This window comes from Bartonella sp. CL70QHWL, from assembly GCF_042194855.1.
Taxonomy (GTDB): Bacteria; Pseudomonadota; Alphaproteobacteria; order Rhizobiales; family Rhizobiaceae; genus Bartonella.
Genome location: NZ_JBHINJ010000014.1, coordinates 1 through 8,673, shown reverse-complemented (window position 1 = coordinate 8,673; position 8,673 = coordinate 1). Strand labels below are relative to the sequence as shown.

The window sequence follows — 8,673 nt, the reverse complement described above, 5'->3', positions numbered from 1 at the left end:
GGGTTTTCCCCTTTGAGATGGGTTTTCCCCTTTGAGATGGGTTTTCCCCTTTGAGATGGGTTTTCCCCTTTGAGATGGGTTTTCCCCTTTGAGATGCGGGTTCCCTTTATAGTGAATTAATCAAAGTCATTGGTTTGCACGTCATAAAGGGGTGTGTAGGGGCTTTGTATCAATGAGAAGTATTTGAAAAAAAGCCTAAAATGCCTCTTATGGACGCTCTCAAAGGTCAATGGCTGTTGTAACATGAAAGACAAATGGTATGATGATGCTCAGCTACTACTTTTATGAAGTGAAAAGGGGCATGAAGGTAAAGAAGGATATGGCGTAACAAGGGGCGGGTTTGATGGTTCACTTTACGGGGGCTATTATATCTTATTTACAGATACTGTTTTGAAATGAGCGTGGATGCGCTGGGAAATATTAAAAAAGTGCGTGAATGAAAGACATAAGTGTATTCTGTTTTAGAATGTCCTATTGTACCTGAAGAGAATATCTCCATTATAGAATGCGATAAATAAAAGCGTAAAATATGCAATTTTCATCAATTAATTGTCGTTGTCGTGGAGGCTTTAAGCCCGTAAAGCTGAAGAATGATGATGGATGTTAGCTTTACTCCTTGAAATTGCATATTATGCCAAAATAAAATTGTATGCGCATTGCGAAAATTACACAAAAAGAGATGGGTAATAGGCTCGCTTTTATTTGGCATAGTAAAAGTTGAAACGGTTTGCTCTTTATCGTTTTGGTTTCTGTTTTAAAATATGCCGGTTATATGAGGGATGGAAGTTGATTAACAGCGGGAATAGATTTTATGTGGCTTTCAGTTCTCATCGTTAAGGTTTTTCGTTAAGGTTTTGGGGAACTATTGGGGGACTATAGAGGTTGGAAAATGTCTTTGTGCTTAATAAACAGATGAGACATTTTACTAAAAAAGGGGAAACTTCTCTTGTTCATTGTTTAAAATGCTCTTTTAAGAAAAAATATCAAAATAAGTATCAGGAACAGAGAGGCAATAGACAATTCCTTCTTGTGTCAATTTGAGGGAAGCTGAACCATTCACGGAAATGGGAACGATTTTTTCGAGAACGGCACTACCAAAACAGGCTTTTTTATTGTTTGTGGGAGGGATACCGGATTCAAAATTTTCATGCCAAGTGATGATAAGTTGCGTTTTGCCATTCAGTTTTGTTTCGATTTCACAGCGTACACAGATGCTCCCCTTTTCTTGGGAAAGGGCTCCAAAAGAAAGAGAATTGACAATCAGTTCATGAAAAGCCAAACCAATATGCAAAGCGGCATTGGGAAAAAGATAAGGATCGACGCCTTCAAGTGAAAAACGTTCTGTTTCTTTCATTAAATAGCCTAAAGCCTGCGTTTGGACCAATTCGCGAAATTGAGCACCACGCCAATCGGAATCCGTGATCAGATCTTGAGAATGAGAAAGAGAATGAAGACGACCTTGAAATTTTCGTAAAAAAACTTGAAGAGATTCAGTATAGCGGGCGGTTTGACTGGCAATACTTTGAATGATCGCTAGAAGATTTTTAGAACGGTGACTGACTTCGCGAAGAAGGATTTTAAGCACTTGTTCACGGCGGCGTAAGCCGGAAATATTGACACCGGTGGTGATAATACCAATAATGTCTTCGTTATCATTGCGGTGGCAATCAATAGAAAATTTGTACCAAATCTCTTGTTTGTTTGTATCTTCAAAACGTGCTTCAACAGTTTGCATTTTGCCACTGGCTAAAACTTGCAGTTTGATGGTTTCCATATTGTCTGCAAGGTCAAGCGAAAAAAAGTCGCTGTCACGACACCCAACCCGCCATTTATTGTGCAAATGGTGGGGCAAGTTTTCAGCCCATAAATAAACCAGATTTGTTGCCTGATAGAGAACGCAAATATCCGCACCACGAATCGCTTGCATGAGCGCACTCATATGAGATTTATCCATGGGAGGCTTTGAAAGAGGCGTAACAATCATAATTTTAAGATGTTACCCTGTTCTAAGCCGCTTTAGAAGCATTCTCTTGAAAAAATAAAGCTTGGGAAATAAGCGCTTTCACCATATCTGGGTTAAAAGGTTTGGTCACTAAAAAAGTTGGTTCTGGACGCTCGCCAGTGAGAAGCCTTTCGGGAAAAGCCGTGATGAAAATCACTGGTATACGGTCATTTTTCAAAATCTCGTTGACCGCATCAATACCTGAACTGTTATCGGCTAATTGAATATCAGCCAAAATCAACCGTGGTTTTTTCTTATGATACATAATGACAGCTTCATCACGCGTGCGCGCTATTCCTACAACATGATGACCTAGGCTTTCTACCATTTGCTCAATATCAAGTGCAATAAGAGGTTCATCTTCAATAATCATGACTTCAGTGGCAATTTGTTGAGAAATATCAATAGATGCTTGGTTGAGAAGCTTGCGGAATTCTTTCGTATCCAGATTCATGATTTCGCTGGCTTCTTGTTCATGAAATCCTTCAACGGCAATGAGCAAAAATGCTTGGCGTGCACGGGGCGTGAGATAGGATAATTTGGCACTGGTTTTTTGTTCAAGACCAAATTGAGGCAGGGGTTCTGGGATGTTCGGTGTGGTTTGGTCAAAAAGATGGCAAAAAAGCCAATAGGTACCAATTCGGTCAGTGGAGGCTTTGGGAAAAATGGAGATGTCGGCAATGAGTGCTTCCAACATCGCTGACACATAAGCATCGCCAGAGGATTGGCTACCGGTGACAGAGCGGGCAAAACGCCGAAGATAGGGAAGATGCGGGGCAATGCGCGTTGATAATGACATAATTTATAACTCCTTTGACCTTTCAAGCACTTTGTTGGTTGAAATTCTCAACCGATAAAAAAGTTCCTTGATTTGTATGGAACTTTTTACCGACAGCTATATTTACAACTATAAGGCGAAAAAATTCTTCGCGGTGCTACCAATATTATATGGATTAGGGGGATGAAAAATGAACGACCGTGATGAAAAAAATCTCACCACACAATTTACAGTTGGAGATGATCTTCTCGGGGTCAATAGCGAAATAGCACGGAAGTTACGTCAATTTTACATGGAAATTCAAGAAGAGGCACTGCCACGGTGTTTGCTTGAGCTTTTAGAGAAGTTGGAGCGCGCAGAGCAATTTGGCTTAAACAATGTGGAAAAGGTTTGAATCCTTTATGTCAAAGCGCGCGAAAAACTTTAAACAAGAACTCCTTTCTGTGTTGCCGGCTTTACGAGCTTTTGCTGTTTCTTTAAGTGGCAAGCACGATAAAGCTGAAGATTTGGTTCAAGATACTGTTATGAAGGCATGGGCTAAGCAAGATAGTTTTGAGATGGGGACTAATCTTAAAGCTTGGCTTTTTACCATTTTGCGCAATGAATTTTATAGTCAAATGCGTAAAAAGGGAAGAGAAGTTCAAGATACCGATGGCGTGTTTACTCAAAATGTCGCTGTTCATCCTGCTCAATATGGATCGCTTGATTTGCAAGATTTCAAAAAAGCCTTAAATTTGCTTTCTGCCGATCAAAGAGAAGCCATTATTCTCATTGGCGCATCGGGGTTTTCTTATGAAGATGCTGCGACTATTTGTGGTTGTGCTGTTGGAACCATTAAAAGCCGTGTGAGCAGGGCGCGTAATCGATTACAAGAACTTCTTAAGGTGGATGGTGAGTCTGATTATGGTCCTGATTCTTACTCAGCTGGAAGTACATTGTGTTCATTTAACGGCTAAAAAAGCATAATAATTATGATCGATAGCCTTGTTTTTTTTATTCCCGTTATAGCTATTACAGTAAAGTCAGTATCTGAGGAAATTCAGAAGTTTGGCGTGTATCCTTAGGAACACAAGAAAAGCCTGTATAAAACTTTCTCACGGGCTTTAGGTTTTATGTTCCATAAGGTTGCCTTCCTTTGTGCTGAAAAATGACGACTTTCAAGTTCGCCAATGGACATTCTATGACAACAAAAACAAATTTGATGCCTCAAATGCCTTCTTCTGATGCAACGATATCACGCTGGCGGTGGGGTGCGATTGTTGTTTCTCTTGTTATGGCTCTTTTGGCATCGGTTTTTATTATGTTGCTTTCAAATGCCGTTGATCGAGAAATCGCACAGTTGAATACAAGTTCAGAATTGCGCGAACAGGCTGATTTGGTCCTTATTAGCTTGATTGATATGGCTGTTGCTGATCGCAGCTATGCAAAAACGCGCAAGGCGGAAGATAAAATACGTTTTGAAAATTCAGAGCGGGAGTTGGGGAATATTCTCGACTATATCGCACTTATTGTTTATGCGCATCCACAGTGGTATAAATGGTTTACGGCTTTTAAAGAAGAGGTTGAAGCACGAAAAGCCTTTATGAATGCCCATATGCATGCTCTTGATGCGATTCCTGAACAACCTTCTCAACCTTCTCATGCGGACTCTTTGGAAGTATCAAAGATTCCTGTGGCACGTTTAGCTCAATTGATGACAAGCTTTATTAATGGGGATGATGTAGTGCGACAAAAACAGCGTGAGGGTATCGCATTGATGCGGGCTGCTTTGACATTGGCGGCTATTGTTTCCGTTGTAAGTACCTTTATTTCTGCCTATTTTGTTATTAATCGTTTTCATCGTGATATGCGCTCTTTAAAATTGTATCAATTGCTGCTTCATAGCGAAAATATCGCTCTGGAAGCCCGCGTGAAAGAACGAACACAAGAATTAGAAAGAGCACGTAATCACGCTGAAAAAGAACGCCAACGGGTTGAAATATTGTTGCAGGATGCAAGCCATCGCATTGGCAATTCTCTTGGAACGGTGTCTTCTTTGCTGGGGCTCCAGTTAAACCGGAGCAAAAATGAAGAGGTACGTTCTGTTCTAGGTGCTGCACGTGATCGTATTCAGACAATTTCTACAGCACATCGTCGTTTGCGCTTAAGTGATGATATGGAAACGACTTTATTGGCAGAGTTTCTTAGTTCTGTTGTGCATGATGTCGAATTGGCAGTTCCTTTTGAATTGCGTGAAAACATCACCATTCACACCAACTTTAAAGATTGTCGCCTGTCTTCAAGAGATGCGACAACACTTGGAATTATCCTTGGTGAACTGCTGACAAATTCCTTAAAACATGCCTTTCCTGATCAACGGTCGGGTCATATTTATATCTCCTTTGGTCCCCAGAAAGATGGACAATTGATGCTCATTGTAGAAGATGATGGCGTGGGAATGAAAAGCCAAACTTTAAAACAAAAAACAGGACTTGGTCGTGTGGTTGTGGAACAGCTCTGTATGCAATTTGGTGAAAAACCTCTGTTTGAAACTTCTGCTTTAGGAGGCACAAAGATTGTTATTCCTTTGCCAAAACTTAGCATGAATAGTTCAAAAAAAAGCTCTGACTGATTTTTTTAAAGGGTTAAACTCTTTGCTCGTGGTAAGCTGCCTTTCATTCATCGTGAATGTATGGGGAGGGCATCTTTTCACAAGAAGAAGGAAAAATACGGCTTCAGTAGCGCGAACACAGCACCATTCATATCAGATTGTCAATTGCTTTTAAGAGAAGCAACCTTGCTTCTTCATCTTTTGGTGTAATGTTTGATTTTCTCTCTCGTTGTTTTTTTGCTTTATTGACTCCGATGATCGGCTTTCAAAGTTCTCCTTGTCTTAGAGCTTTGAAGTGCTTAAGTGAGCCTTTAAATTTATTTTGAATAAGTGCTCCTTTAAGCCAATAATAATACTTATATTCGTAAGCTCTATTTCTTTGCGAAGAGATTGTTTTTTTAAGTTTTGTTATTTTTTGTAAGGGCTGTTAAAACTTTAAATATGGGTTTTTTTTGTAAAAGTGTGTAAGGAATATTCTCTTAGGTAAAACTTGCTCATAAAGTTCATGAAACACCGTCCTTTAGGGCTATGAACAGCATACATTCAACAAGTGAAATCTATTCAACAAGAAGTCGGGTTGTTTATAGAATGATATGGATTTTAGAATCTTCGTTCTTTAGAAAACTCACCTTTAATTTAAAACTTTATTGCATGGAAAACAAAGGGATTTTTATCGTTTTGATAAAATAAACAAGAAGAGTTAGCCTTTTGGGGGTTCATATTTTTCACTTTTCTATTGTGCGTAAACCTGAAAAGGGGAGGGCGTTTTATTTTTAATCATTGTGATGCGACCTTGGGTGGTGGCATATTTCGACGTATCCTTTAATAGATATTTAAAGTGCGGAAATCTCTTTGAGAAAAGTAAGCGCTAAAGCATATTTTTAGATGTTTTGAGTCGTGAAAATGCAGATGCTTTCATGCTTTAAGTCTCTTCGGAGGGTGCTATCGGGCTGTTGATCAAAGAATCAATATTGTTTTTTTCTTGTAGGAATGTTTGTAGGTCTTGATTGGTTAAGGCTTTGCTATCCGGTATACGAATGCGCATGGGATCAACTTTGACGCCATTGACAATGATTTCAAAATGACAATGGGGACCGGTTGCCATTCCTGTTGATCCAACATATCCAATAATTTGTCCTTGTCGTACTTTCACGCCTGGTTTGATGTCTGGTGCATAACGACTTTGGTGTGAATAACTGCTGACATATCCATTGGCATGTTGAATTTCCGTGTGATTTCCATAGCCGCCTGTTACGCCTACTTTTGTGACAATACCATCTCCTACAGCAATAATGGGCGATCCTTTAGGAGCAACCCAGTCAACACCCGTATGCATGCGAATATAGCCTAAAATAGGATGTTTGCGTGGACCAAAGGGGGAGCCAAAAATCCCATTTGGTGTGGGTTTGCGCAGCAAGAAAGGCTTTGAACTCTTCCCTTCAGAATCATAATAATCAACGCTTCCATCTTTTAATTGATAACGGTAATATTTATAAGTTGTATTTCCAAAAGTTGCGCTAATATAACGAATTTCTGGATCAGTGTTTTTGGATGCTTCCTTTGCTTTCAAGTTCTTTTTGCCGTTTTTGTTTTCTTTATCGCTTTGTGGTACGGCATAAAATATTTCGATCTGATCATTGGGTGTTATCGGACTTTTCATGTCAATATTGGTGGCCAGCAGACGAATAAGACGATGAGAGAGAGATTGTGATATATTATGACTGAGCAAAGCACTATAGAGTGCATCATAAGCCGTTGGTAATTGCGCGCTATTGATGTAAGAATGCGGAATACCATTTTGAAAAGCCGTTTTAAGCGCTTTAGACATTTTAGGCTCTGTGCTTTCAATGAATTGGCCTTTATCATTCAGGGCAATGGTGAGAACATGATGCATCCCTTGATAGATACTTGCGCGTACGAGATGGTCTTTTTCACCAGCTTGTGTCACGATACCAATGCGTAAAAGGCTTCCCTCTTTAAGAGTATCGGAAAGGCTTATTTTTTCTAGCGTTTTTACAACTTGGTCAATTTGCTTTTTTGTATAACTGGTTTTTTTGAAAGCATCGGCTATCGTTTGTTTTTTACGAATAGGAATAATATCTTCAACATAGTTTTTCGTCAGATCGATACGGTGGCTTTGAGGAGAAACGGTTACATTTTCTTGAACGATTCGAACTTCAGGGGATTCTGTGCCTTGGGAAGGGGAGGATGCATCTTCTAACTTTAAAGGATCAATCAATGTGAGAACTGAAAGAAGTTCGGTGCTCTTTTCTAAAGTAAATCCAGCTTTTTGCACTTCTTGTTGTGCCTCTTCATCTGTCAATGTGTCGCTGTCATCAAAATCGAATTGATTTACCTTAAAATCATAGCTGCGTAAGGTGAGTTTTGTTTCGATTTTTGCACCGTAAATCTGCCCAGAATCTTCTTGTGGTGCAATATTTTGACTTTGCGAATCACTGGCAAGAATGCTTAAAGAATCAAATTTTGGATAGCTATATTTCTGGGGGCGATTTTCGGCTAAAGCCATACGAATCCATTCAAAATGTTGTGTTTGAATGACTTTTTCATCGCCTTTTTTTTGTAGAATCGATAGTTCAAATTGACGTTTTCTGTCAAAGCTTTGCCGTGCATGGGTGGGGGAAATACGATCACCTTTATACCCATTGGCCTCAGGGTCTTGTGATTCTGATAGGTTTTCCTGCGTAAACCATTGTGGCGGTGTTACCAATCGCTGTTGTTCATCAAGAGCCGTAAAAAGTGCAATCCCCATAAGAATGCAGGAAGTGATTCCTGTCAGAATGGTTCCCGTAAGCCAACGAGCAGAGACCTGTCGGCGCGCAGGCCGCAAGCGTTTGACGACAAGAGCAGGGTCCTGTCCAGGATCGTTTTTTTGTTGTTCGTTATCCCACATAGATTTATAAGAGTACTTTTCAATATTAAATAAAGAAAGCTAGATAGATAGCTTAGCATGCTTCTACAGGAATTTGATTCTTTTTACAAATTACAGATCATGCGATTCTCTTTATACAGCAATGTCTTTATAAATCGTACCTGTGCAGAAAAATTTCCTTATTAAAGTAGCATAAAACAAGCGTTATTGAGATTAACTCATTCTTAGGCAACTTCCTATTTTCATGCATTGCAATGGGGTGCTATATTTTACTTTAAAGGCGCCATGCTCTCTTTGAACTCCTTTTGTTTTCATGTTTTATTTTTATGAAGGCAGATTTTTCCAATAATGTCTTGAAATAGGATTTTTTGTTACAATATTTTATTGGAAATGTTTGGGTTATTTTATTTAAA

Annotated in this window: 6 protein-coding genes; 3 read left to right on the top strand and 3 right to left on the bottom strand. The window is 39.4% G+C overall.

Annotation, left to right across the window (positions count from 1 at the left end; all coding sequences use genetic code 11):
• Window positions 1-970 precede the first annotated feature (970 nt).
• Together ACFIJZ_RS07050 and ACFIJZ_RS07045 are read right to left on the bottom strand one after the other, a co-directional pair.
• On the bottom strand, window positions 971-1,984 hold the full coding sequence (locus ACFIJZ_RS07050) for a sensor histidine kinase (RefSeq protein WP_375631405.1): 1,014 nt from the start codon (window positions 1,982-1,984) through the stop codon (window positions 971-973).
• A gap of 22 nt (window positions 1,985-2,006) precedes the next feature.
• Window positions 2,007-2,801, bottom strand: coding sequence for a response regulator (locus ACFIJZ_RS07045; protein WP_273791319.1), 795 nt, complete (start codon window positions 2,799-2,801; stop codon window positions 2,007-2,009).
• Window positions 2,802-2,970: 169 nt separating this feature from the next.
• Here ACFIJZ_RS07045 and ACFIJZ_RS07040 point away from each other — a divergent pair, with 169 nt between their 5' ends.
• The 3 genes from ACFIJZ_RS07040 to ACFIJZ_RS07030 all read left to right on the top strand — a co-directional run bounded on the left by ACFIJZ_RS07040 (window position 2,971) and on the right by ACFIJZ_RS07030 (window position 5,391).
• The gene (locus ACFIJZ_RS07040) at window positions 2,971-3,174 is read left to right on the top strand and encodes a NepR family anti-sigma factor (protein WP_015856821.1); all 204 of its coding nucleotides are present in this window, start codon (window positions 2,971-2,973) and stop codon (window positions 3,172-3,174) included.
• Between the two features lie 7 nt (window positions 3,175-3,181).
• Window positions 3,182-3,736: an RNA polymerase sigma factor gene (locus tag ACFIJZ_RS07035; RefSeq protein ID WP_375631404.1), complete on the top strand. Its 555-nt coding sequence runs from the start codon at window positions 3,182-3,184 to the stop codon at window positions 3,734-3,736.
• 224 nt (window positions 3,737-3,960) lie between these two features.
• Window positions 3,961-5,391: a sensor histidine kinase gene (locus ACFIJZ_RS07030; RefSeq protein ID WP_375631403.1), complete on the top strand. Its 1,431-nt coding sequence runs from the start codon at window positions 3,961-3,963 to the stop codon at window positions 5,389-5,391.
• A 901-nt stretch (window positions 5,392-6,292) separates the two neighbouring features.
• Here ACFIJZ_RS07030 and ACFIJZ_RS07025 read toward each other — a convergent pair.
• Window positions 6,293-8,281, bottom strand: a complete 1,989-nt coding sequence (locus ACFIJZ_RS07025; protein WP_273791323.1) for a M23 family metallopeptidase — start codon at window positions 8,279-8,281, stop codon at window positions 6,293-6,295.
• Between the last annotated feature and the right edge of the window lie 392 nt (window positions 8,282-8,673).

Coding starts and splice junctions, on each gene's coding strand:
- ACFIJZ_RS07050 (WP_375631405.1), bottom strand. CDS start 1,984: ATGATTGTTACGCCTCTTTCAAAGCCTCCCATGGATAAATCTCATATG.
- ACFIJZ_RS07045 (WP_273791319.1), bottom strand. CDS start 2,801: ATGTCATTATCAACGCGCATTGCCCCGCATCTTCCCTATCTTCGGCGT.
- ACFIJZ_RS07040 (WP_015856821.1), top strand. CDS start 2,971: ATGAACGACCGTGATGAAAAAAATCTCACCACACAATTTACAGTTGGA.
- ACFIJZ_RS07035 (WP_375631404.1), top strand. CDS start 3,182: ATGTCAAAGCGCGCGAAAAACTTTAAACAAGAACTCCTTTCTGTGTTG.
- ACFIJZ_RS07030 (WP_375631403.1), top strand. CDS start 3,961: ATGACAACAAAAACAAATTTGATGCCTCAAATGCCTTCTTCTGATGCA.
- ACFIJZ_RS07025 (WP_273791323.1), bottom strand. CDS start 8,281: ATGTGGGATAACGAACAACAAAAAAACGATCCTGGACAGGACCCTGCT.